The 1253-nt window shown below is 42.4% G+C and carries 1 protein-coding gene; it reads right to left on the reverse strand.

Translation table 11 applies throughout. From position 1 onward, the window contains the following. Nucleotides 1-276: 276 nt before the first annotated feature. The coding region (locus Xkoz_RS19145; RefSeq protein ID WP_099143513.1) for an IS110 family RNA-guided transposase at nt 277-1253 on the reverse strand (977 nt) is incomplete at its 5' end.

Genomic DNA, 1253 nt, shown 5'->3' on the forward strand with positions numbered 1-1253 from the left:
AAAAATCTATGGTCACCCCCGTTTTTGCAACACAAATTTTGATGTATGGTGGGCTTGCTTAAATCTATTCGGCATCTAATGAGCATACTGCCCGTGCCACGATGAGTTCCGCACCTGTTGAACCTTGAAAAAGCCGTCGGCTTCATTGAGCCATTTTTTATGTCAGGTTCAACAACAGGTCGGTCTGCCGTTCATGTCATCAAATATCTGTCATCGCAAAACCAGAAAGTAACTAATTAATTCAATTTATTAAGCTAGTATTGTTTGCTAGCTTAATTATTGACTGAAAATTGTTCTATTTGCTGTAAGTGACCATGCGATCCGTGCCAGTTTATTGGCTAAGGCGCATGCCACTACATTAGAGTGATGATTTTCCAATTGAATTTTCACCCAATCCGCTAATCGCCCGGGATAATGTTCTCTTTTTTGCATAAATACCCTTGCACATTGAACAAGTAATTTGCGAAGGCTTTTATCTCCACGCTTACTAATCCCCATTAGGGTATTTTTCCCTCCTGTACTGTATTGACGAGGAACCAGCCCTGTAGAAGCTGCAAAATCTCGACTACTGTTAAAGTTTTTACCATCGCCAAGCTTGGTTGAAAGTAAACTCGCCGTGATCAACCCAATCCCCGGGATTGTCAATAGCCCTTGCGCTGTTTCATCGCTAGCAAGATGGTTTTTTAACTCCTGTTCAACTTCGTTTATTTGCTGGCATAAATACAGGTAATGTGCATGCTGGCGTAATAAGAGTCGCTCTAAGTAAGCAGGTAGTTCATTCTCTTCTAATACTGTTGCTAGACGTCTTATCACAGCTATACCACGAGGCATGCTGATGCCAAACTCCAGTAAAAACGCATGCATCTGATTAGTGGTCTTAACTCGTTCTTTGACTAAGGAGTCCCTGACTCTGTGAAGTGCGGACATCGCCTGCTGTTCTTCTGTTCGCGGTGTTACGAAGCGCATTGAAGGTCGAGAAGCCGCTTCGCAAATAGCCTCCGCATCAATAAAGTCACTTTTATTACTTTTAACAAAAGGACGGACGAATTGAGGGGATATCAATTTAACTTGATGACCTAGCTTCTGAATGTGTCGCGCCATAAAATGCGCGCCTGCACAAGATTCCATCACGACGAGGGCAGATGCGCTTGTCGATAAAAAATCCGTCAACTTAGAACGCGTTAACTTTTTACGTAACAAGGTATTACCTTGCTTATCTTGGCAGTGGATATGAAACGAATGTTTACCTAAAT

It is taken from the genome of Xenorhabdus kozodoii (assembly GCF_002632875.1).
Classification (GTDB): domain Bacteria; phylum Pseudomonadota; class Gammaproteobacteria; order Enterobacterales; family Enterobacteriaceae; genus Xenorhabdus; species Xenorhabdus kozodoii.